General features: G+C 72.5%; 20 protein-coding genes. 8 read left to right on the plus strand and 12 right to left on the minus strand.

The window, feature by feature from the left end:
* Positions 1–324: 324 nt before the first annotated feature.
* Positions 325–1,503, plus strand: a complete 1,179-nt coding sequence (sucC, locus tag GA0070606_RS20335; protein WP_091102928.1) for an ADP-forming succinate--CoA ligase subunit beta — start codon at positions 325–327, stop codon at positions 1,501–1,503.
* Between the two features lie 2 nt (positions 1,504–1,505).
* Positions 1,506–2,393, plus strand: coding sequence for a succinate--CoA ligase subunit alpha (gene sucD / locus GA0070606_RS20340; protein WP_091102932.1), 888 nt, complete (start codon positions 1,506–1,508; stop codon positions 2,391–2,393).
* A 67-nt stretch (positions 2,394–2,460) separates the two neighbouring features.
* On the opposite strand, the gene GA0070606_RS20345 is transcribed toward sucD, so the two are convergent.
* Entirely contained in the window at positions 2,461–2,724 is a 264-nt protein-coding gene (locus GA0070606_RS20345; RefSeq protein WP_091102935.1) for a hypothetical protein, read from the minus strand.
* Between the two features lie 156 nt (positions 2,725–2,880).
* Here GA0070606_RS20345 and GA0070606_RS20350 point away from each other — a divergent pair, with 156 nt between their 5' ends.
* On the plus strand, positions 2,881–4,173 hold the full coding sequence (locus tag GA0070606_RS20350) for a cell division protein PerM (RefSeq protein ID WP_091102940.1): 1,293 nt from the start codon (positions 2,881–2,883) through the stop codon (positions 4,171–4,173).
* A gap of 232 nt (positions 4,174–4,405) precedes the next feature.
* On the opposite strand, the gene GA0070606_RS20355 is transcribed toward GA0070606_RS20350, so the two are convergent.
* Positions 4,406–5,065: a DUF4190 domain-containing protein gene (locus GA0070606_RS20355; protein WP_091102945.1), complete on the minus strand. Its 660-nt coding sequence runs from the start codon at positions 5,063–5,065 to the stop codon at positions 4,406–4,408.
* 21 nt (positions 5,066–5,086) lie between these two features.
* Entirely contained in the window at positions 5,087–5,383 is a 297-nt protein-coding gene (locus GA0070606_RS20360) for a CD225/dispanin family protein (protein WP_091102947.1), read from the minus strand.
* A 182-nt stretch (positions 5,384–5,565) separates the two neighbouring features.
* Here GA0070606_RS20360 and purN point away from each other — a divergent pair, with 182 nt between their 5' ends.
* Both purN and purH read left to right on the plus strand, forming a co-directional pair.
* Positions 5,566–6,186, plus strand: coding sequence for a phosphoribosylglycinamide formyltransferase (gene purN / locus GA0070606_RS20365; RefSeq protein WP_091102952.1), 621 nt, complete (start codon positions 5,566–5,568; stop codon positions 6,184–6,186).
* On the plus strand, positions 6,183–7,754 hold the full coding sequence (gene purH, locus GA0070606_RS20370) for a bifunctional phosphoribosylaminoimidazolecarboxamide formyltransferase/IMP cyclohydrolase (RefSeq protein ID WP_091102957.1): 1,572 nt from the start codon (positions 6,183–6,185) through the stop codon (positions 7,752–7,754). The genes purN and purH overlap by 4 nt, the downstream gene beginning before the upstream one ends.
* Positions 7,755–7,898: 144 nt before the next feature.
* On the opposite strand, the gene GA0070606_RS20375 is transcribed toward purH, so the two are convergent.
* The 5 genes from GA0070606_RS20375 to GA0070606_RS20395 form a co-directional block, all read right to left on the minus strand.
* Entirely contained in the window at positions 7,899–8,927 is a 1,029-nt protein-coding gene (locus tag GA0070606_RS20375) for an ABC transporter ATP-binding protein (RefSeq protein WP_091102960.1), read from the minus strand.
* The gene (locus tag GA0070606_RS20380) at positions 8,911–9,948 is read right to left on the minus strand and encodes an ABC transporter ATP-binding protein (RefSeq protein WP_091102963.1); all 1,038 of its coding nucleotides are present in this window, start codon (positions 9,946–9,948) and stop codon (positions 8,911–8,913) included. Before GA0070606_RS20380 ends, GA0070606_RS20375 begins: the two co-directional genes overlap by 17 nt.
* 113 nt (positions 9,949–10,061) lie before the next feature.
* Positions 10,062–11,018, minus strand: a complete 957-nt coding sequence (locus GA0070606_RS20385; RefSeq protein ID WP_091102967.1) for an ABC transporter permease — start codon at positions 11,016–11,018, stop codon at positions 10,062–10,064.
* Between the two features lie 176 nt (positions 11,019–11,194).
* The gene (locus GA0070606_RS20390) at positions 11,195–12,133 is read right to left on the minus strand and encodes an ABC transporter permease (RefSeq protein ID WP_091102970.1); all 939 of its coding nucleotides are present in this window, start codon (positions 12,131–12,133) and stop codon (positions 11,195–11,197) included.
* 85 nt (positions 12,134–12,218) lie between these two features.
* Entirely contained in the window at positions 12,219–13,823 is a 1,605-nt protein-coding gene (locus GA0070606_RS20395; protein WP_091102974.1) for a peptide ABC transporter substrate-binding protein, read from the minus strand.
* Positions 13,824–14,250: 427 nt separating this feature from the next.
* Here GA0070606_RS20395 and GA0070606_RS20400 point away from each other — a divergent pair, with 427 nt between their 5' ends.
* The gene (locus tag GA0070606_RS20400) at positions 14,251–15,111 is read left to right on the plus strand and encodes a bifunctional methylenetetrahydrofolate dehydrogenase/methenyltetrahydrofolate cyclohydrolase (RefSeq protein ID WP_091102978.1); all 861 of its coding nucleotides are present in this window, start codon (positions 14,251–14,253) and stop codon (positions 15,109–15,111) included.
* A 220-nt stretch (positions 15,112–15,331) separates the two neighbouring features.
* Positions 15,332–16,282, plus strand: coding sequence for a malate dehydrogenase (locus tag GA0070606_RS20405; RefSeq protein ID WP_091102982.1), 951 nt, complete (start codon positions 15,332–15,334; stop codon positions 16,280–16,282).
* 127 nt (positions 16,283–16,409) lie between these two features.
* Here GA0070606_RS20405 and GA0070606_RS20410 read toward each other — a convergent pair whose 3' ends face one another.
* Entirely contained in the window at positions 16,410–17,252 is an 843-nt protein-coding gene (locus GA0070606_RS20410; protein ID WP_091102985.1) for an MBL fold metallo-hydrolase, read from the minus strand.
* Between the two features lie 136 nt (positions 17,253–17,388).
* On the opposite strand from GA0070606_RS20410, the gene GA0070606_RS20415 reads away from it, so the two are divergent.
* On the plus strand, positions 17,389–18,606 hold the full coding sequence (locus GA0070606_RS20415) for an NADP-dependent isocitrate dehydrogenase (RefSeq protein WP_091102989.1): 1,218 nt from the start codon (positions 17,389–17,391) through the stop codon (positions 18,604–18,606).
* A gap of 661 nt (positions 18,607–19,267) precedes the next feature.
* On the opposite strand, the gene galT is transcribed toward GA0070606_RS20415, so the two are convergent.
* The 3 genes from galT to cysC all read right to left on the minus strand — a co-directional run bounded on the left by galT (position 19,268) and on the right by cysC (position 22,803).
* Entirely contained in the window at positions 19,268–20,344 is a 1,077-nt protein-coding gene (gene galT / locus GA0070606_RS20420) for a galactose-1-phosphate uridylyltransferase (protein ID WP_091102994.1), read from the minus strand.
* On the minus strand, positions 20,341–21,171 hold the full coding sequence (locus GA0070606_RS20425; protein WP_091102997.1) for a DeoR/GlpR family DNA-binding transcription regulator: 831 nt from the start codon (positions 21,169–21,171) through the stop codon (positions 20,341–20,343). The genes galT and GA0070606_RS20425 overlap by 4 nt, the downstream gene beginning before the upstream one ends.
* A gap of 102 nt (positions 21,172–21,273) precedes the next feature.
* Positions 21,274–22,803, minus strand: coding sequence for an adenylyl-sulfate kinase (gene cysC, locus GA0070606_RS20430; RefSeq protein ID WP_091102999.1), 1,530 nt, complete (start codon positions 22,801–22,803; stop codon positions 21,274–21,276).
* Positions 22,804–22,865: the final 62 nt, after the last annotated feature.

Genomic DNA, 22,865 nt, shown 5'->3' on the forward strand with positions numbered 1-22,865 from the left:
ACCGACAGGGCATCGGCCGTTTCCCGCCGTCGCGCTGCATCAGCGCTCCGACACCTGACTCAACGACGCCCCCAATCAGGGGTTACGCGGCCCGGACAACATCGCCCGGACGGCTGACGTCGGGGCGGAAGTCGCGGAAAGGCCGCGCGACGACGCCGGTTGTGCATTACCGCACACCGCGCACCCGTCCGGTTGCCGCCGGTGTCCGCCTCGCTAGGCTGCGCCCAATGGCCTGTTTCAACTTCTGACAGGCGTCAAACTGTTTTCCATAACGCTGGTGGCGGCGCGACGGCGCGCCGCGGAGACGGGACGGGACGCGCAAACGTGGACCTGTACGAGTACCAGGGGCGGGACCTGTTCGAGCGGCACGGTTTGCCCGTGCTCGCCGGCGGCGTCGCCACGACCCCGGAGGAGGCCCGCGCGATCGCCGAACGCCTCGGCGGTCGGGTGGTCGTCAAGGCGCAGGTGAAGGTCGGCGGCCGGGGCAAGGCCGGCGGCGTGAAGCTGGCCGAGGGCGCGGAGGAGACGGTGGCCCGCGCCACCGACATCCTCGGCATGGACATCAAGGGTCACACCGTCCACAAGGTCATGATCACCGTGACCGCGGACGTGGCCGAGGAGTACTACTTCTCCTACCTGCTCGACCGGGCGAACCGCACCTTCCTCTGCATCGCCAGCGTCGCCGGCGGTATGGACATCGAGCAGGTCGCCGCCGACACCCCGGAGAAGGTCGTCAAGGCCCCGATCGACGCCAACACCGGCGTCGACGAGGCGAAGGCGCGCGAGATCGTCGCCGCCGCCGGCTTCCCGGCCGAGGTCGCCGACCAGGTCGTCGAGGCCGCCGTGGGCCTGTGGAAGGCCTTCGTCGCCGAGGACGCGACGCTGGTCGAGGTGAACCCGCTGGCCAAGACCGGCGAGGGCAAGCTGCTGCTGCTCGACGCCAAGGTCACCCTGGACGAGAACGCCGGGTTCCGGCACCCGGACCACGAGGCGCTGGTCGACCAGGCCGCCGTGGACCCGCTGGAGCAGGCCGCCAAGGAGAAGGACCTCAACTACGTCAAGCTCGACGGCGAGGTCGGCATCATCGGCAACGGCGCCGGCCTGGTCATGTCGACCCTCGACGTGGTCGCGTACGCCGGCGAGCGGCACGGCGGCGTCAAGCCGGCCAACTTCCTCGACATCGGCGGCGGCGCGAGCGCCGCGGTGATGGCGAACGGGCTGGAGATCGTCCTCTCCGACCCGTCGGTGAAGAGCGTCTTCGTCAACGTCTTCGGCGGCATCACCGCCTGCGACGAGGTCGCCAACGGCATCGTGCAGGCGCTGGCCCTGCTCGAGCAGCGCGGCGAGAAGGTCACCAAGCCGCTGGTCGTCCGCCTCGACGGCAACAACGCCGAGGCCGGTCGGGCGATCCTCGACGGCGCGAACAACCCGCTGGTGCAGCGGGTCGACACGATGGACGGCGCGGCCGAGCGGGCCGCCGAGCTGGCGGCTGCGGGGGTCTGACAATGGCTATCTGGCTGACCAAGGACTCGAAGGTCATCGTCCAGGGGATGACCGGTTCCGAGGGTTCCAAGCACACCCGGCGGATGCTCGCCGCGGGCACCAACGTCGTCGGCGGCGTCAACCCGCGCAAGGCGGGCCAGACGGTCGACTTCGACGGCACCGAGCTGCCGGTCTTCGCCAGCGTCGCCGACGCGATGGCGCAGACCGGCGCGGACGTGACCGTGATCTTCGTACCGCCGCAGTTCACCAAGGGCGCGGTCGTCGAGGCGATCGACGCCGGGATCGACCTGGCCGTGGTGATCACCGAGGGCGTGCCGGTGCACGACACCGCCGCGTTCTGGGCGTACAACGTCGCCAAGGGCGAGCGCACCCGGATCATCGGGCCGAACTGCCCGGGCATCGCCTCGCCGGGCGCCTCCAACGCCGGCATCATCCCGGCCGACATCACCGGCTCCGGCCGCATCGGCCTGGTCAGCAAGAGCGGCACGCTGACCTACCAGATGATGTACGAGCTGCGGGACATCGGCTTCTCGACCTGCGTCGGCATCGGCGGCGACCCGATCATCGGCACCACCCACATCGACGCGCTCGCCGCGTTCGAGGCCGACCCGGACACCGACGCGATCGTCATGATCGGTGAGATCGGCGGCGACGCCGAGGAGCGGGCCGCCGAGTTCATCAAGGCGAACGTGACCAAGCCGGTGGTCGGCTACATCGCCGGCTTCACCGCGCCCCCCGGCAAGACCATGGGGCACGCCGGCGCGATCATCTCCGGCTCCGCCGGCACGGCCGAGGCCAAGAAGAGCGCGCTGGAGGCCGTCGGCGTCAAGGTCGGCAAGACCCCGACCGAGACCGCCAAGCTGATGCGGGAGATCATGTCCGCGGGCTGACCGCCGCTGACGTACGACCGGAGGGCCGACCGTTCGCGGTCGGCCCTCCGTCGTCGTGCGGCGGACCTCAGTCGTTGTAGACGGGGTAGTTGCCGCCGGCCCAGAGGAACCCGCTGCCGATGATGTTGAGCACGCCGAACACGATCGCCAGCCAGCCGAGCACCGGCGACCTGCCGGAGCGCTTGGCGTCCCGGATCGACAGGTAGCCGAAGACGATTCCCAGGATGCCGCAGCAGAGCAGGCCGAGGACGATGCCGAGCACCCCCCACAGCGTGGTGCGGTCCTGGCCGGCCGCGGGTGGCGGCGGGGGCGGTGGGTACGGAGCGTTCACGGCTTCCCTCCGGGCGTCGGTGCCGCGACTTCGGTCGCGTCCCTGGGCCGAGGCTAGACCGGATCGGAGGCGGGAGACGGTGGATCACGGAACTCGCCGCCGCTACGGGGCGGTATCGGACTGCCGCCGGGCGCGCGGCATGCCAGAGTAGACGCGATGTCCTCCGTCACCCCTGATCAGCCGAGCCGTCCCGGCGTCGAGCCCGGTCCCGACGCCCGGCCGGACGCGCCCGCCGGGCGGGGCAGGCGGGTGCCCGCGCAGCGCGGCGGTGAGCCGCCCCGCAGCCGCGCCCCGCTCGCCGTCGCCGCCGGGGTCGCCGCCGGATGGGCGGCGCTCACCTCGTGGCTGCCGGTCGTGGTCGTGCTCTGGCTGTTCCAGCTCAGCGAGGACGCCGCCTCCGTGCCGGGCGCGCTGCGCGCCGGCCTGGCCGGCTGGCTGCTCGGGCACGGCGTCCCGCTGGAGACCGGCGCCGGCCCGCTCGGGCTGGCCCCGCTGGCGCTGACCGCGTTGGTGATCTGGCGGTTGACCCGGGCGGGCGTGCACACCAGCCGGGCGATCGGCGCGCGCGGCGGGCGGTCCCCCCGGCAGGCGCTCGTCGCCGCCGGCGCGGTCGGCCTCGCGTACGCGCTGCTCGGGATGCTCGCCGCGGTGCTGGCCGGCGCGGGCGGTCCGGGGGCGTCGCCGGTCCGCGCCGGGGCCACCTGCGCGGTGCTGGGCACGCTCGGCGCGCTGATCGGCTCGGCCCGCACCACCGGCGTCGCCGGCCTGCTCGCCGCGCGCTGCCCGGAGCCGCTGCGCGACGGGATCCGCACCGGGCTGGTCGCCGGCCTGCTGCTGCTCGCCGCGGGCGGCGGAGCGGCGGGGCTCGCCGTGGCCACCGGGGGCGGGGACGCCGCCGACCTGATCGGGGCCTACCGCACCGGGGTCGCCGGTCAGGCCGGGATCACCCTGGTCAGCCTCGCCTACGCGCCCAACGCCACCATCTGGTCGACGAGCTACCTGCTCGGCCCGGGTTTCGCCGTGGGCACCGACACGGCGGTCCGCACCAGCGAGGTCTCCGTCGGCGCGCTGCCGGCCGTGCCGCTGCTGGCGGGCCTGCCGCGCGGCCCGGTCGACGGGGTCGGCGCCGGCCTGCTCGCGGTGCCGGTCCTCGCCGGGATGGCCGCGGGCTGGCTGCTGGCCCGGCGGCTGCTCCGGCTCGCCGCCGACGACCGGGCACCGCTGCGCTGGGGCCCGCTGCTCGGGCCGGCGGCGCTCGCCGGTCCGGTGGCCGGCCTGCTGCTGGGCGCCGCCGCCGCCTCCTCCACCGGGCCGCTCGGCGGCGGCCGGCTCGCCGAGATGGGCCCCGTCGCGTGGCAGGTGGCCGGGGTGGCGACCGCCGTGATCGCGGTCGGCGCGCTGCTGGGCGCCGCCGCGACCCGGCTGCTCGCCCGCCCCGCGTCCCGCTGACCTCGGCCTGCCGCCCCGCTTGTTGCCGCCGCGCGCCTTGCTGGTCTCGGCCGCCGCGCTTGACGCCGGCCTTCGCCCCGCCGCGCGCCTCGCTTGACGCCGGCCTTCGCCCCGCCGCGCGCCGTCGACCGGCTCGCTCCTCCGATACGCCGCGCTGTCGGCCGGCTCGTCCCTGGCGGTACGCCGAAGGGGCGCCCCGGACGAGCCGGGACGCCCCTTCGCGCGGTGCCGGTCAGGGCTGGTAGGCGATCCCGAAGATCAGCAGGACGATCTGGAGCAGGCCCAGCGCGGCGCCGATGCCGCCACAGATCAGGCCGGCCAGGGCCTGGCCCTGGTTGTCGGCCAGCCCCTGCGCCGCCTTCTGCCTGCCCATCCAGCCGGTCACCAGCGCGCCGATGCCCAGCGGAATGCCGAGGTAGCAGCAGACCATCGGGATCGAGACGATGCCGAGGATCATCGACACCAGGCCGAGGGTGTTCTGCTGCTGGCCCGGCCCCTTACCCGCGAAGCCGGCGTTCGGGTACATGGGCGGCGGGTACGCCTGCTGGCCGTACGGGTCCTGGTACGGCGGCTGGCCGTAGGGCTGCCCCGAGGTGGGCGGCTGGCCGTAGGGCTGGCCGGAGGTCGGCGGCTGGCCGTAGGGCTGCCCGGAGGTCGGCGGCTGGCCGTAGGGCTGGCCGGAGGTCGGCGGCTGGCCGTAGGGCTGGCCGGAGGTCGGCTGGCCGTAGGGGTTCTGGGGTGCGGCGTACGGGTCGTTCGGCTGCCCGGAGGTGGGCTGCTGACCGTACGGCGCCGCCGGCGGCGGAGCGTACGGGTCGTAGTGCGGCTGCGCGGCCGGATCCTGGTGCGGCTGCTGGCCGTAGGGATCCTGACCGGGGTAACCGGGCTGCATGCGAACTCCTCGTCAGTTCTGTCAGTAGCTGCTGCTCGAGCTGCCGTCGACCATCCCGGCGAGGCCACCGAGCAGGCAGCACACCAGAACGATCACATACCAGCTGATGCCGACGATCAGCGCCCACTTGGACCACTTCTTCGACTCGGCGGCCGCGGCCTGGGCCCCGGCGTAGTCGCCCTGCTGGAGCAGCGGGTTCACCTTGGAGGCGTTGATGATGGCCGGGATCGCCAGCGGCCAGAAGAGGAAGATGGCGACGATCGACATCGTCATGTTGTTGTTGATCGGGGGCTGCTGCGGCTGGTATCCGGGCTGCATCTCGGCGTACTCCTCATTCCACTCGACACCCCCGCGGGGCGTCGGATCACTGACGGGTGCGGGCCGGACGCGCGCCGGGCCCGAGCGACCGGCAGCGTACCTGGTCCGGGCCATTCGCGTCGTCGGTGAATGTCGCGCTGCCCAGCGAATGGACCCGCCGACCTGCCCGATAAGGTTGCCGGGTGACCGAGCCCGCGTCCGTCGCCCGCATCGTCGTCCTCGTCTCCGGCTCCGGAAGCAACCTCCAGGCACTGCTCGACGCCTGCGCCGATCCGGCGTACGGCGCCCGGGTGGTCGCGGTCGGCGCCGACCGGGACGGCATCGCCGGACTGGACCGGGCGGCCGCGGCGGGAGTGCCGACGTTCGTCGAGAGGGTCCCCGACCATCCCACCCGCGAGGACTGGGACGCGGCGCTGACCGCCCGCGTCGCCGAGCACCGGCCCGACCTGGTCGTCTCCGCCGGCTTCCTCAAGCTGGTCGGCCCGCGCTTCCTGGCCGCCTTCGGCGACCGCTACCTGAACACGCACAACACGCTGCTGCCGGCGTTCCCCGGCATCCACGGCCCGCGCGACGCCCTCGCCTACGGCGTGAAGGTCACCGGGGCCACGCTCTTCTTCGTCGACGCCGGAATGGACACCGGCCCGATCGTCGCGCAGGTCGCCGTGCCGGTGCGCGACGACGACGACGTCGAGACGCTCACCGAGCGCATCAAGGAAGCCGAGCGGCGCCAGCTCGTCGAGCAGGTGGGCCGCCTGGTCCGCGAAGGTTGGACGATCACCGGAAGAAAGGTCACGGTCCCGTGAGTTCCACTCAGGACGAACGTCGCCCGATCAGGCGGGCGCTGGTCAGCGTCTACGACAAGACGGGCCTGGTCGAGCTGGCCCGGGCGCTGCACGCGGCCGGGGTGGAGATCGTCTCGACCGGCAGCACGGCGTCGACGATCGCCGGCGCCGGCGTGCCGGTGACCCCCGTGGAGACGGTGACCGGCTTTCCGGAGATCCTCGACGGCCGGGTCAAGACGCTGCACCCGAAGGTGCACGGCGGGCTCCTCGCCGACCTGCGCAAGGATTCGCACGCCGCCCAGCTCGACGAGCACGGCATCGAGGGGATCGACCTGCTGGTGTCCAACCTCTACCCGTTCCAGGCCACCGTCGCCTCCGGGGCCGGCGTCGAGGAGTGCGTGGAGCAGATCGACATCGGCGGTCCCGCCATGGTCCGGGCCGCCGCCAAGAACCACGCCTCGGTCGCCGTGGTGACCGACCCGGCCGCGTACCCGGCCCTGCTCGCCGCGCTCGGCGAGGGCGGCTTCACCCTGTCCCAGCGCCGCGTGCTGGCGGCCCGCGCGTTCGCGGTCATCGCCGAGTACGACGTGGCGGTCGCCGAGTGGTGCGCCACCACGCTGGCCCCCGAGCAGGACGGCTGGCCGGGCTTCGCCGGGCTGTCGCTGCGCCGGCAGGCGGTGCTGCGCTATGGCGAGAACCCGCACCAGGCGGCGGCCCTCTACGCCGACCCGTCCCGCCCCGCCGGACTCGCCCAGGCCGAGCAGCTGCACGGCAAGGAGATGTCCTACAACAACTACGTCGACGCCGACGCCGCGTGGCGGGCGGCCAACGACTTCGCCGACCGGCCGGCGGTGGCGATCATCAAGCACGCCAACCCGTGCGGCATCGCGGTCGGCGCCGACGTGGCCGAGGCGCACCGCAAGGCGCACGCCTGCGACCCGGTGTCCGCGTACGGCGGGGTGATCGCCGTCAACCGCCCGGTGAGCGTGGAGCTTGCCCGGCAGGTCTCGGAGATCTTCACCGAGGTGCTGGTGGCGCCCGGGTTCGACGAGGGCGCGGTGGAGGTCCTCCAGGGCAAGAAGAACATCCGGCTGCTGCGTGCGCCGGCCTTCGACCCGCTGCCGGCGGAGTGGCGGCAGGTCACCGGCGGCGTACTGGTGCAGATGGCCGACCGGGTCGACGCGGACGGCGACGACCCGGCCAACTGGCGACTGGCCACCGGCGAGGCGGCCGACGAGGAGACCCTGCGCGACCTGGCCTTCGCCTGGCGGGCCGTGCGCGCGGTGAAGAGCAACGCGATCCTGCTCGCCAAGGACGGCGCGACCGTCGGCGTCGGCATGGGGCAGGTCAACCGGGTCGACTCGGCGCAGCTCGCGGTCAGCCGGGCCGGGGCGGAACGCGCCCGCGGCTCGGTCTGCGCCTCGGACGCGTTCTTCCCGTTCGCCGACGGCCCGAAGATCCTCATCGACGCCGGGGTGCGGGCCATCGTCCAGCCGGGCGGCTCGATCCGCGACGAGGAGGTGATCGCCGCCTGCAAGGAGGCCGGCGTCACCATGTACCTCACCGCCACCCGCCACTTCTTCCACTGACCACCCCCCACCCCACCCGCCCCGACTCGTCGGCGATCTTGCAGTTTCTGCCCCGGAAAATCGGGCCGAACAGACAAAACGAGGGCAGAAAGTGCAAGATCGTGGGTGCGGGTGCGGGTGCGGGTGCGGGTGCGGGTGCGGGAGTCAGGGGAGGGGGCGGAGTTCGGCGAAGTGGCAGGCCGAGGGGTGCGGGTCCGCCGCCCGGGGCACCGCGTGGGGCTCCTGGGTGGCGCAGACCTCCTGGGCCTTCCAGCAGCGGGTGCGGAAGTTGCAGCCGCTCGGCGGGTCGGCCGGGCTCGGCACGTCGCCGGTGAGCCGGATCATGGTGCGCCGGTCGCGGGCGTCCGGGTCCGGGACCGGCACCGCCGACAGCAGCGCCTGGGTGTACGGGTGGGTCGGCCGCTCGTAGATCTCGTCCTCGGTGCCGATCTCCGCGATCTTGCCGAGGTACATCACCGCCACCCGGTCGGAGATGTGCCGGACCACCGACAGGTCGTGGGCGATGAAGATGTACGACAGGCCGAACTCGTCCTGTAGCTGCTCCAGCAGGTTGATCACCTGCGCCTGGATCGACACGTCGAGAGCGGAGACGGGTTCGTCGCAGATGATGATCTCGGGCCGCAGGGCGAGCGCCCGGGCGATGCCGATGCGCTGGCGCTGACCGCCGGAGAACTGGTGCGGGTACCGGTTGATGTGCTCCGGGTTCAGCCCCACCACGTCGAGCAGTTCCCGCACCCGGTGCCGCCGGCTGCCCTTCGGCGCCGCGTCCGGGTGGATCTCGAACGGCTCGCCGATGATGTCGCCGACCGTCATCCGCGGGTTCAGCGAGGTGTACGGGTCCTGCATCACCATCTGCATGTTGCGCCGCAGTCGGCGCAGCTCGGCGCCGGAGGCGGAGAACAGATCCCGGCCCTCCAGGGTGGCCCGGCCGGCGGTCGGCGTCTCCAGCCGCATGAGCAGCCGGGCCAGGGTGGACTTGCCGCAGCCGGACTCGCCGACCACCCCGAGGGTCTCGCCCCGGCGCAGTTCGAAGCTGACCCCGTCGACGGCCTTCACCGCGCCGGTCTGCTTCTGCAACAGCACGCCCTGGCGGATCGGGAAGTGCTTGACGAGGTTGTCGACGGCGAGGACCGTTTCGCCCCGGACCTTGGTCGGGCTAGCGGGCGCTGTCATCACGGACCTCCTGGGCGAAGTGGCACGCGCTGGTCCGGCCGTCGCCGAGGACCAGGTCGTGCGGCACCACGTCCACGCAGACCTGCTGCACGTACGGGCACCGGGGATGGAAGGGGCAGCCGGACGGGATCCGCATCAGGTTCGGCGGCAACCCCTTGATGGTGGAGAGCTGCTGGCCCCGCACGTCCATCCGCGGGATCGACTCCAGCAGGCCCTTCGTGTACGGATGGGCCGGCGCCCGGTACAGCGAGCGGACGTCGGCGTGCTCGACGATGCGGCCGGCGTACATGACGGCGATCCGGTCCGCCACGCCGGCGACCACGCCCAGGTCGTGGGTGATCAGGATCATCGCCATGTCGAGGTCGCGGCGCAGGTCGGCGAGGAGGTCCATGATCTGGGCCTGCACGGTGACGTCCAGCGCCGTGGTCGGCTCGTCGGCGATCAGCACCTTCGGGTTCATCGCCAGCGCCATCGCGATCATGACCCGCTGGCGCATGCCGCCGGAGAACTGGTGCGGGTAGTCGCCGAGCCGGTTGGTGGCGGCCGGGATCTTCACCAGGTCCATCAGCTCGACGGCGCGCCGCCGGGCGTCCGCCTTGGACATCCCCTCGCGCTGGCGCAGCGTCTCGCCGATCTGCCAGCCCACTGGAAAGACGGGGTTCAGCGCGGAGAGTGCGTCCTGGAAGATCATCGCGATCTCCTTGCCGCGTACCTGGCGGCGCTGCTCCTCCGACGCCTTCAGCAGGTCCCGGCCCCGGTAGAGGATCTGGCCGGAGCGGATCACCGCCGGCGGAGTGTCGAGGATGCCCATGATCGCCTGGGCGGTGACGGACTTGCCGGAGCCGGACTCGCCGAGCACGGCGAGGGTCTCGCCCGGATCCAGGTGGTACGAGACCCCGTTGATCACCTTGGCGACGCCCTCGCCGGTGCGGAACTCGACGTGCAGGTCCCGTACGTCCAGCAGGTGCCCGCCCTCGGGGGTCGGGGAGGCCGGCGTCGGTCGGACGGCGGACTGGCTCACTGCGTTCGCCTTTCGCTCGCGGCTGCGGGGCCCGCTGCGCGCGCTCCCCGCGCTCGCACCGGCCGCTGCCTGTCGTTCACGACTGCCCGGCTCGTTTCGCGTGCTCGCACCCGTCACCGCAGCTTCGGGTCGAACGCGTCGCGGATCGCGTCGCCGAGCATGATGAACGCCAGCACGGTCAGCGCGAGGAAGGCCGAGGGGACGATCAGCGGGGTGGCCGACTCCCGCATGTGCACCCGCCCGGAGTCGATGTCGATGCCCCAGGAGATGGTCGGCGCCCTCAGGCCGATGCCGAGGAAGGAGAGCGTGGCCTCGGCCGCGATGAAGGAACCGAGCGCGATGGTCAGCACCACGATCGCCGGGGCGAGCGCGTTCGGCAGGATGTGCCGCAGCATGATCCGACCGTCGCCGGCGCCGAGCATCCGGGCCGCCGCCACGTAGTCCTGCTCCTTGGCGGTGATCACCGAGGAGCGGACGACGCGGGCGGCCGTGGTCCAGCCGAGGATCGCCAGCACGAAGATCACCGCGCCGATCCGGACCGCGGAGCTGTCGCTGTTCACCCGCTTGAGCAGCACGATCGCGGCGAGCAGGAGCGGAATGCCGAGGACGATGTCGATCACCCGGGAGAGCACCGCGTCGACCCAGCGGCCGAAGTAGCCGGCCAGCATCCCCACGGCGAGCGCGATCAGGCCGGTGAGCAGCGCGGAGAGCGCCCCGACCAGCAGCGACGCGCGGGCGCCGTACACCGCCCGCGAGTAGGTGTCGCAGCCCTGGAAGTCGTACCCGAAGATCGCCCCGCCGGACGGGCCGGCGTGCTGGCGGGCCAGCACGCAGTCGCGGGGGTCGTTGGCGGTGAACAGGCCGGGTGCGGCGGCCATGGCGGCGACCAGCACCACCAGGGTGAGGCTGATCCAGAAGATCGGCTTGCGGCGCAGGTCGCGCCAGGCGTCGCCGGCCAGGCTGCGGGGCTTCTGCGGTACGCCCACCTGGTTCGGCGCGCCGGGCTCACCCGACGGCCCTCGCCGCGCGGCCTGGTTCTCGCTCGCGGCGACGGTCTCGAAGTCACTCATGCCCGATTCCTTCGCTGCGCGCTGTCGGCCCGCCCCCTCGCTGCGCTCCGGGGCGCGCCGAGCCGCGAAACACCGCGCTGCCGATTCGTTCGCTGCGCGCTGTCGGCCCGCCCCCTCGCTGCGCTCCGGGGCGCGCCGAGCCGCGAAACACCGCGTTGCCGATTCGTTCGCTGCGCTCACTCATAGCGGATCCTCGGGTCGAGTACGGCGTACAGGACGTCCACCACCAGGTTGGAGACGAGGTAGACCACGACGAGCACGCTGACGATGCCCACCACCAGCGGGCCGTCCTCGGTGCGGATGCCGCGGAAGAGGTTGAAGCCGACACCGGGGATGTTGAACACGCCCTCGGTGATGATCGCGCCGCTCATCAGGTTGCCCAGTTCGACGCCGAGGAAGGTGACCACCGGGATGAGCGAGTTGCGTAGCACGTGCACGCTGACGATCCGCCGTTTGACCAGGCCCTTCGAGCGGGCGGTGCGGACGTAGTCGGCGCGCAGGTTCTCGGCCACCGAGGTCCGGGTCAGCCGCAGCGCGGTGGCCAGGGAGAGGGAGCCGAGCACGATGCCGGGCAGCAGCAGCGCGTACAGGTCGGGGTCGGCGCCGGCGGTGGGCGGGAAGAGCTGCCACCTGACGCCGAGGAAGTACTGCGCGAGCGGGGCGAGCACGATCGTCGGGATGCCGAGCACCAGCAGCGTCAGCAGCAGCGTCGAGTTGTCGAAGATGCTGGCCCGCCGAATGCCGGCGAGCACGCCGGCGGTGACCCCGAAGAGGATGGTGACGGCCATGGCGATCAGCGCCAGCTTGACCGTGACCGGCCAGGCGGCGGCCAGGATGTCGCCGATCGAGCGTCCGGTGAGGGACTGCCCGAGGTCGCCCCGCAGCAGGTTCTTGATGTAGTCGAAGTAGCGGTAGAAGAAGCCGCCGACCCCGGTCTGGTCGAGGTGGAACTTCTCCGTCAGGTATGCCCGCTGCGCGGCGGTGACCGGTCGCTCGCCGGCGAGCGCCTGGATGGGGTCGCCCTGGCCGGCGAACATCAGCGCGTAGACGATCAGCGTGGTCCCGAAGAACGCGAGGACCATCTGGAGCAGGCGCCGCAGGATGAAGCGGAACATACTTGGCAGTCTCTCTGAAAAAGGGCGAAGAGGAAGGCGGGTCGGGCCACCGTCCGCCGATGGCCCGACCCGTTCTGCCGTGGTGTTACTTGACGGCCTCGATCTTCAGCAGGTCGATCCGGTCGAAGAGATCCATCTCCACGTTCTTGACCTTGGTCGAGTGGCCGAAGTTGTTCTGGCCGTACCGCAGCGGGATCACCGGCAGGTCCTGCGCCAGCAGGCCCTCCGCCGCCTGGTACTTCTTGATCGCCTCGTCCTCGTTCGCGGCGCTGGCGCCCTCGGCGAGCAGCTTGTCGAACGCCGGGTTGCTGTAGCCGTAGTAGTTCGACGAGCCGTTGCTGCTGTACAGCGGGCCCAGGTAGTTCTCCATGGACGGGTAGTCCATGACCCAGCCCATCCGGAACAGGCCCACCGGCTGCTTGGCCTTGACCTTGGTCAGCAGGTCCGCGAACTTCGGCTCGGCGGTGCCCACGCAGTCCACGCCCAGGTTGGCCTTGAGCTGGTTGCAGGTCGCGTCGATCCAGTCCTTGTGGCCGCCGTCACCGTTGTAGGACAGCTCGATCTTCGCCGGACCGCCCGCGGCCTGGTAGAGCGCCTTGGCCTTGGCCGGGTCGAACTCGCCGGCCTCGCCGATGGTGTTGTCGCGGTAGCCGGCGACGACCGGCGAGACGAACGAGCGGGCCGGCTGCTGCGAGTCCTTGAAGATCGACTTGGTGATCTCGTCCCGGTCGATCGCCATCGAGATGGCCTTGCGCACGTCCGGGTTGCTGAACTCCTTCTGGAACGTCGGGAAGGCCAGCACCTGGAGCGACGAGGCAGGGCTCTGCTGGAACCGGTCACCGAGGTCGGTGGCGGCCGTCGACAGGTTCTCGGTCGGGATGGTCTTGATGACGTCCAGGTTGTCCGAGAGCACGTCCGCGTACGCGGCCGTCGGCTGCTGGTAGATCCGGAACTCGACGCCGGCCACCTTCGGCTTCTCGCCGGGGAAGGCGTCGTACTTCTCGACCTCGACCTTGGCGTCGTGCTGCCAGGTGCCCTTCATCTTGAACGGACCCTGGCCGATCGGCGCCTGCTCGTACCCCTCGGCCAGCACGCCGGGCGCGGAGAACGCGGCCTTCGGCATCGGATAGAAGGCGGTGTAGCCGAGCATGCTCTTGAACTCGCTGTACGGCTCGGTCAGCGTGACCGTGAAGGTCAGGTCGTCGACCTTCTTCAGGCCGGACAGCGTCTTCGCCTTCGGCGTCTCGCCCTGCAGGTCCTCGTAGCCCGCGACCTTCTCGAAGAAGTAGCTCGAGTTCTGACCGTTGGGGGCGTAGGCACCGTAGTTCCACGCGTCGATGTAGCTGTCGGCGGTGACCTTCTCGCCGTTGTGGAAGGTGTAGCCGTCCTTGAGCTTGACGGTCCAGGTGGTGTTGTCCTCGGACGTGACCGACTCGGCCGCCACCTCGTACGGCTTGTTGGCCTCGTCGTAGTCGACCAGCGGGCTGAACAGGGCGGCGAGCACCTGCGAGCCGCTCGTCTCGTTGGTGTTGGTCGGCACCAGGTGCTGCGGCTCGGCGATCTCGATCCGCACGGCCGCGTCGGGGTTGCTCTCGCCGGATCCGCCGTCGCCGCCCGAGCCGCAGGCCACCAGGCCCAGGGTCACCGCGAGCGGGAGGGCGGTCCAGGTAGCGAGCCTGCGAACACGCATGTAGCCTCCTCATCTCCTCACGCTGCGCAGTCGGGCCCGACGCTGGGTTTACGCTGCGCAACGTTGGGCAACGGTAGGCCGCAGGTCGGCGTTCGACAACGAGTGCGTTGCGAAGCAATCACGGGGCGCGTTCGGGGCCTTGCCCTGGCTGGCTCGGCCTGGTAGTGCCCGGTCGGTGCCGCATCGCGCCCGACGTGGGAGATGTCTCGTCGTCGGTGGTGTTCGCCGGTGCTCCTTGCCCTCCCTGAGTCGTTTCGGGACCAGCGTCCGCGATCAGCGCCGTCGCGGTCCGCTCGTCCGGATCCGGGTGTGACCGGGCCGACGGAGGATAACTCACAGTGACTAAGGCCACGTCACTCAACGTGATCACCGGTGGGCTGGCGCAGGTCGTCAGCCCACCGGGCGCCGACCGTGAGACGATCTGGGCGTGACGGCGACGCTTCTGGACGGCAAGGCGACCGCGGCCGAGATCAAGGACGAGCTGCGGACGCGGGTCAAGGCACTGGCGGAACGCGGCATCACCCCGGGGCTGGGCACCGTCCTGGTCGGCGCCGACCCGGGCTCCCAGGCGTACGTCAACGGCAAGCACCGCGACTGCGCCGAGGTGGGCATCGCCTCGATCCGCCGGGAGCTGCCGGCCGACGCCACCCAGGAGCAGGTCGACGCCGTGCTCGCCGAGCTGAACGCCGACCCGGCCTGCCACGGCTACATCGTCCAGCTGCCGCTGCCGGGCCACCTCGACACCCAGCGGGTGCTGGAGCTGATCGACCCCGACAAGGACGCCGACGGCCTGCACCCGGTCAACCTGGGCCGGCTCGTCCTCGGCTACGACGGCCCGCTGCCCTGCACCCCGCGTGGGATCGTCGAGCTGCTCCGCCGGCACGACGTGGCGCTGCGCGGGGCCAGGGTCGCGGTGGTCGGCCGGGGCAACACGGTCGGCCGCCCGCTCGGCCTGCTGCTCACCCGGCGCAGCGAGAACGCCACGGTGACCCTGTGCCACACCGGCACCCTCGACCTGGCCGCCCACACGCGGGCCGCCGACATCGTCATCGTGGCCGCCGGCGTGCCGGGGCTGCTCACCGCCGACATGGTCACGCCGGGCGCGGTCGTGGTCGACGTCGGCATCACCCGGGTGATCGGCCCGGACGGCAAGGGCCGCTACACCGGCGACGTCGCCCCCGAGGCCGCCGAGGTGGCCGGCAAGCTCGTGCCCATGCCGGGCGGCGTCGGCCCGATGACCCGCGCGATGCTGCTGACCAACGTCGTGGAGCGCGCCGAGCGCGACTGAACCGCCCGGCTCCCCAACCGGTGGGGCCGGCGCCCGGCCCCGGCCGGTGGTGCGTCCGCCCGGCCCCAACCGGGTGAGTCCCTCGCTTGGTCCCGCCCGGCGGGCGGGACGGCGGTGACGTTCGCCCCATCCCGGCGATGGCCGCCGCCCCTGGCCCGATCGGTGTCAGGATGACTGATACGGTCCGGAAAACCGACTGGTAGCAGGGAGTGGGACGACCATGGGTAAGAAGGTCACTGTCGTCGGGGCCGGCTTCTACGGCTCCACCACCGCGCAGCGCCTGGCCGAGTACGACGTCTTCGACACCGTCGTGATCACCGACATCGTGGAGGGCAAGCCCGCGGGTCTCGCCCTGGACCTCAACCAGTCGCGCGCGATCGAGGGCTTCGAGACCAAGGTGGTCGGCGTGACCACGGGCCCGAACGGCGAGGGCTACGAGGCCATCGAGGGCTCGGACGTCGTGGTGATCACCGCCGGCCTGCCGCGCAAGCCGGGCATGAGCCGGATGGACCTGCTGGAGACGAACGCCAAGATCGTCCGTCAGGTCTCCGAGAACGTCGCCAAGTACGCCCCGAACGCCGTCGTCATCGTCGTGTCCAACCCGCTGGACGAGATGACCGCGCTGGCCCAGCTCGCCACGCAGTTCCCGAAGAACCGCGTGCTCGGCCAGGCCGGCATGCTGGACACCGCCCGGTTCACCAACTTCGTGGCCGAGGCGCTGAGCGTACCGGTGAAGTCGGTCAAGACCCTGACCCTCGGCTCGCACGGCGACACCATGGTGCCGGTGCCGTCGAAGAGCACCGTGGACGGCAAGCCGCTGCGTGAGGCGATGCCGGCCGAGCAGATCGAGGAGCTGGTCGTCAAGACCCGCAACGGCGGCGCCGAGGTGGTCGCGCTGCTCAAGACCGGCTCGGCCTACTACGCGCCGTCGGCCGCCGCCGCCCGGATGGCCAAGGCCGTCGCGGAGGACTCCGGCGAGGTCATGCCGGTCTGCGCCTGGGTCGACGGCGAGTACGGCATCTCCGGCGTCTACCTGGGCGTCGAGGCCGAGATCGGCGCCGAGGGCGTCAAGCGGGTCGTCGAGACCGACCTGGACGCCGACGAGCTGGCCAGCCTGAAGGAGGCCGCCGAGGCCGTCCGCGCCAAGCAGGCCGACGTCGCCAACATGTGACCTGAGCACCACCTCCGGAAGGGGCACGCCACACCAGGCGTGCCCCTTCCGCCGTCTCCGCCCCCACCCATGCGGTCGACCATGAGGTTGTTGTCGCCCGCCTCGGCCTGTCGCGGCAACTTCGTGATCAACGGGGTGACGGGCGGGGACCGGTGGGTGGGGGTTGGAGGGGGAGGAACGGAGGGGTGAGGTGGGGGGTGGCGAGGACGATGGGGCCTCGGGCGGTGAGGGTGCGCAGCAGGGTGGTGCGGGAGGTGCGGGCCGCCTCCGGGTCCATCTCGTGGGCGTACGCCAGCTCCGGGTCGACCAGTTGCACGGCGTGGACCAGCAGGTCGCCGGTGAGCAGCAGGCGCTCGTCCCCCACCTCCAGCAGCACCGACTGGTGCCCGGGCGTGTGGCCCGGGGTCGGCAGCAGCCGTACGCCCGGGTCGATCCGCTCCTCGCCGTCGACCACCCGGAGCTGGCCGGCGGCGCGCAACGGCGCGATCAGGCCGGCCGGCAGCGCCGGGTTGACGCTCTCCACGGCGGCCAGTTCGGCCCGCTGGAGCACGTAGTCGGCGTTCGGGAAGTACGGCGTGCCCGGTGAGCCGGTGACCGCCCAGCCGATGTGGTCGGAGTGCAGGTGGGTGAGCACCACCGTGCGCACGTCGGCCGGGTCGATGCCGGCGGCGGCGAGCTCGGCGGGCAGCCGACCGGGCACCGGCGCCCAGCTCGCGGCGGGGGAGTCGGCCGGGCCGATCCCGGCGTCGACCAGGGTCACCGGGCCGTCCCCGGCGCGGATCGCGAAGCTGCGGAACGGCAGCCACCACCGCCCGTCGGCGGTCACCGCGCCCGGGTCCCGTCGGTCGGCCGCCCGCCAGTGCTCGCCGGTGGCGTCCGGGAAGGCCTCCTCACGGGGTTGGAAGAACGGCCCCTCCCCGTCGGTGAGCGCGGTGACCGTGATAGACCCGAGGGTGCGGCGCGGTGGCATCGGGCGATGATGCCAGCGGAATCGCGCGCCGTGCATCCCGTTATCCGGCCCGACCGAGGCCGGCTGGGGGCTGCCGGCCAGTTTCCAGTACGCTCGTACTGCTTGAGCACGTGTCCCCCGAGAGGAGCGCCGGTCGATGGCGAAGATCAAGGTAAACAACCCGGTCGTGGAGCTCGACGGCGACGAGATGACCCGGATTATCTGGAAGCAGATCCGGGAGCAGCTGATCCTGCCCTACCTCGACGTCGACCTGCACTACTACGACCTGTCGATCCAGCACCGCGACGAGACCGACGACCAGGTCACCGTCGACGCCGCCAACGCCATCAAGGAGCACGGCGTCGGCGTCAAGTGCGCGACCATCACCCCGGACGAGGCCCGGGTCGAGGAGTTCGGCCTGAAGAAGATGTGGCGGTCGCCGAACGGCACCATCCGCAACATCCTCGGCGGCGTCGTCTTCCGCGAGCCGATCATCATGTCCAACGTGCCGCGGCTCGTCCCCGGCTGGACCAAGCCGATCATCATCGGCCGGCACGCCCACGGTGACCAGTACAAGGCCACCGACTTCGTCGTCCCCGGCCCCGGCACGGTGACCATCACCTACCAGCCGGCCGACGGCGGCGCCCCGATGGAGATGGAGGTCGCCAACTTCCCCGGCGGCGGCGTCGCCATGGGCATGTACAACTTCGACGAGTCGATCCGGGACTTCGCCCGCGCCTCGATGCGCTACGGCCTGGACCGCGGCTACCCGGTCTACCTGTCGACCAAGAACACCATCCTCAAGGCGTACGACGGCCGCTTCAAGGACATCTTCGCCGAGGTGTTCGAGAACGAGTTCAAGGCCGAGTTCGAGGCCGCCGGCATCAGCTACGAGCACCGGCTGATCGACGACATGGTCGCCGCCGCGCTGAAGTGGGAGGGCGGCTTCGTCTGGGCCTGCAAGAACTACGACGGTGACGTGCAGTCCGACACCGTCGCGCAGGGCTTCGGCTCGCTGGGCCTGATGACCTCGGTGCTGATGACCCCGGACGGCCGCACGGTCGAGGCCGAGGCCGCCCACGGCACCGTCACCCGGCACTACCGGCAGTGGCAGAAGGGCGAGAAGACCTCGACCAACCCGATCGCGTCGATCTACGCCTGGACCCGGGGCCTCGCCCACCGGGGCAAGCTGGACGGCACCCCGGCGGTCACCGAGTTCGCCGACACCCTGGAGCAGGTCATCATCGACACCGTCGAGGGCGGCCAGATGACCAAGGACCTCGCGCTGCTCATCTCGCGGGACGCCCCGTGGCTGACCACCGACGAGTTCATGGCCGCGCTGGACGAGAACCTGGCGCGCAGGCTCTCCGCCTGATCCTCCGGGCACACCTGGCGGCACCGTCGTGGTGCCGCCGCCGTGTCACACAGGAGCCCGCCGGCACCCGCCGGCGGGCTCCTGCCGTCCCGGTGGCCGCCGGTGGGCTCCTGCCGTTCCGCCGGTTTTCAGATCCTGGTAGCGGAGGGCCCCTCGGAGGGCTGTTTCCTGCCAGGATCGCTTCGGTTGCCACCGGCTGGCGGCGTGTCGGCCGGCGACGCGCCGGGCCGCGTCACCTGGCTCGGCGCGCCTCGTTGACCTGGGTGGACGAGATGCCAGTCGCGTCCAGGAAGGTTGACCGCGGTCGCCTCGCGGCAAGCGTGCCGATCAGCCAGCCTTCCCGGCTGTCGCGCACAGCCAGCCGTCCCTTCCCTGCGGGGGGCCCTGTCCCGGGCCCCCCGCGCCCTGTCCCGGGCCTCGTGCCCCGCGCGCCCGGTCTCGGGCTTCTGCGCCGCGCGCCCTGTCCCGGGCCTCGTGCCTCGCACGCCCCGTCCCGGCTCGTGCGCCGCCCCGCGCTCCGTCCCAGGCCCCCTTGTCCCGCACCGTTTCCCGGGCCCGTGCCCCGCGTGCACCGCCATGGGCTCCGGGGCCCCGCACCGTGCCCGGGCCCCCGCGTGCACCGCCCCGGGCCCCGCGCGCACCGTCTGCGCGGGCCGGTGGCTCAGGCGGCGCGAAGGAGCTCGGCGGCGCGTTCCGGGGCGATGTCGTTGATGAAGACGCCCATGCCGGACTCCGAGCCGGCCAGGTACTTCAGCTTGTCCTTCGCCCGCCGGATGCTGAACAGCTGCAGGTGCAGGTGGCCCAGCTCGCGGTCGACGCGTACCGGGGCCTGGTGCCAGGCGGCGATGTAGGGCATCGGCAGGTCGAACAGCCCGTCGAAGCGGCGCAGCACGTCGAGGTAGAGCGGCCCGAAGGCGTCCCGCTCGGCGTCGTCGAGCGCCGGGATGTCCGGCACCGGCCGGTGCGGGGCGACGTGCACCTCGAACGGCCAGCGCGCCGCCGCCGGGACGTACGCCGTCCAGTGCTCGTTGGCGGCGACCACCCGGTCGCCCGCGGCCCGTTCGGCGGCGAGCACGTCGGCGTAGAGGTTGCGCCCGCCGGTGCGGTCCGCGTGCCGCCGGGCGGCGGCCAGGAGCGCCCGGGTGCGTGGCGTCACGAAGGGGTACGCGTAGATCTGGCCGTGCGGGTGGTGCAGGGTCACGCCGATCTCCACGCCCCGGTTCTCGAAGCAGAACACCTGCTCGACGCCGGGCAGCCCGCCGAGCACGGCGGTGCGGTCGGCGAGCGCGTCGAGCACGGTGCGCACGCGGCGCGGCGGCAGGCTCGCGAACGAGGCGTGGTGGTCGTCGGTGAAGCAGACCACCTCGCAGCGCCCCAGCCCGGGCCGGACCGGGGTGAACGGGGTGATCTCGGCCGGCTCGTCGGCCACCCGGCCGCTCAGCGACGGGAACCGGTTCTCGAAGACGGCGACGTCGTAGTCGGGCGCCGGGATCTCGCTGTGCCGCTCGGTGGTGCTGGGGCAGAGCGGGCACTGGTCGGCCGGCGGGAGGAAGGTGCGGGTCTGGCGGTGCACGGCGACCGCCACCCATTCGTCGGTCAGCGGGTCGAATCGCAGCTGTGACGCGGGCGGCGGCGGGGGCAGCTCGCGCCGGTCCGGCTGGTCGCGGACGGCGTCGTCCCGCTCGTCGAAGTAGACGAGCTCGCGGCCGTCGGCCAGCTCGATCGTGGTGCGCTTCACCGGGCCACCCCTTCCGTGGCGGGGGCCGTGCGGGCGGCCGCCCGTTCCCCGTCCGCCACCGGCACGATCACCAGCTCGCCGACCCGGTCGTCGAGCACCCGTCGCGCGTCCGGGGGCAACCGGTCGTCGGTGACCAGCACGTGGGCGGCGGAGAGCTCGACGATGGAGGAGATGCCGACCGTGCCCCACTTGGTGTGGTCGGCCAGCACCACCAGCCGGTCGGCCGCGGCCACCAGCGCCCGGTCGGTCTCGGCCTCCATCAGGTTAGGGGTGGTGAAGCCGGCCCGCTCGGTGATCCCGTGCACGCCGAGGAAGAGCATGTCCAGGTGCAGGGACCGGACCGCGCCGACGGCCAGCGGCCCGACCAGGGCGTCGGAGGGCGTACGCACCCCGCCGGTGAGCACCACGGTCTGGTCCGGGCGGCCGCCGGCGTGCAGGATCTCGGCCACCGGCAGCGAGTTGGTGACCACGGTCAGGCCCGGCACGTCGACCAGCCGGCGGGCCAGCTCCGCGGTGGTGGTGCCGGCGGAGAGGGCGATCGCGGCGCCCGGCCGGACCAGCTCCGCCGCACGCCCGGCGATGGCGGCCTTCTCCGCCAGTTGCCGCACCGACTTGGCGCGGAACCCCGGTTCGTCGGTCGAGCCGGGGCCGGCGACCGTCGCGCCGCCGTGCACCTTCGCCAGCAGGCCGCGCTCGTCGAGCGCTTCCAGGTCGCGCCGGATGGTCATGTCGGAGACGCCGAACTCGGCGGCCAGCTCCGTGACCCGCACGCCGCCGGTGGCGCGTACCCGGTCGAGGATGGCCGCCTGGCGCTGCTGAGCGAGCAAACTGCCGCACCTCCGTGCTCCCGCGCTCACGCGGTCAAACGTGTTCGAACAAAGATGAACACTAGCGCGCGCGGACGACCCACGGAAGGAAACGGGCGAGGATCAGATGGACTGCAGCCGCGGCTCGACCCAGCCGGTCTCGGTCAGGTGGTGCAGGACGGCCTGGACCGCCTCGTCGACCGTCAGCTCACTGGTGTCGACGACGAGATCCGCGTCGGTCGGCTCCTCGTAGGGGTCGTCGATGCCGGTCATCCCGGTGAGCAGGCCGGCCCGGGCCCGCGCGTACAGGCCCTTGCGGTCGCGCTGCTCACAGACCTCCAGCGGCGTCGCGACGTGCACCAGCAGGAAGCCCGCCCCGGCCGCCAGGGCCATCTCGCGGGCCGTCGCGCGCGCCTGCGCGTACGGGGCGATGGGGCAGCAGATGCCGACGCCGCGGTGCCGCGCGATCTCGGCGGCCACCCAGCCGATCCGCCGTACGTTGAGGTCGCGGTCGGCCTTGCTGAAGCCCAGGCCGGCGGAGAGCTCGCGGCGCACCACGTCGCCGTCGAGCAGCGTGATCGTCCGGTCGCCCTGCTCGCGCAGCGCGTCGGCGAGGCCGCGCGCGATTGTCGACTTGCCGGAGCCCGACAGCCCGGTCAGGAAGACCACCAGGCCGCGGTGCCGCCGGGGCGGCCGAGCCCGGGCCAGCTCCCTCGCCACCGCCGGCGGGGTGTGCCACTCGGGCAGCGGGAAGCCCCGGTCGAGCAGGTCCTCGATCTCCGCCTGGGTCAGCGCCAGGCGCCGGTTGCGCGGTGGGATGTCCTCCCGCCAGCGCCACTGCCCGTCGCGGTTGTCGTAGGCCAGCTCGCGCGGCACCAGCACCCGCAGGCCCGCGCCGGAGAGCGTCTCGCCCGTCGAGAGCAGGTGCGTCACGCCGTACGCCGCCGACACCCGGGCGCGCAGCAGTGCGTCGGTGATCTCGTCGCGGCGCCGGGTGAGCGGCACGGCGACCAGGGTGGCCGGCGGCATCCGGTCGCGGGCGGCGAAGACGCTGCGCACCAGCGCCTCCGGGGGCAGCCCGCCGGTGCCGTCCTCCCCGACGGGGATCATCACCAGCAGGTGGGCGCCGAGCGTCCGGGCGGCGTGGGCGATCTGCGCGAGCTGGGGCCGGTGCAGCGGTCGGTCGGCGACCACCCCGAGCACCCGGCCGGGGGGCAGCAGCGCGCGTACCTCCTCCGGGGTGCGGCGCAGCCGCTGGAACGGGCCGTGACCGCCGTCGCCGAGCCGGCGCACCGCGCCCCCGACGCCGGCCACCCCGTCGCGGACCTGCCAGACGTCGGCGACCTCCAGCGCCGCCACCGGCGCGCCCTCGCCGTCGGTCAGCACCAGGAGCCGGCGCGCCTCGTCGCGCGGGTCCAGGCCCGCGGCGAGCGCCGCGGGCACCTGGAGCGTCACCGCCACCGGCCAGGGGGCGCCGTCGGCGAGCCGCCCCCGGCGGGCGACGGAGACCAGGTCGGCGCGGGTCATGAAGCCGGCCAGCGGGGCGTACGCCCCGGTCAGCAGCAGCTCCAGGTCGGCGAGCTCACCAGGGCGCGGCGTGTACGCCGGCGCGTCCCGGAGCACCTCGTCGGGCAGCACCCAGCCGTTGCTCATCCATCCCCCAACCCACTGACCGGCACACAGTTTCTCAGCCCGTCGGCGATCGGTCGAGAGCG

Source organism: Micromonospora citrea (assembly GCF_900090315.1).
In the GTDB taxonomy this organism is placed as follows: Bacteria; Actinomycetota; Actinomycetes; order Mycobacteriales; family Micromonosporaceae; genus Micromonospora; species Micromonospora citrea.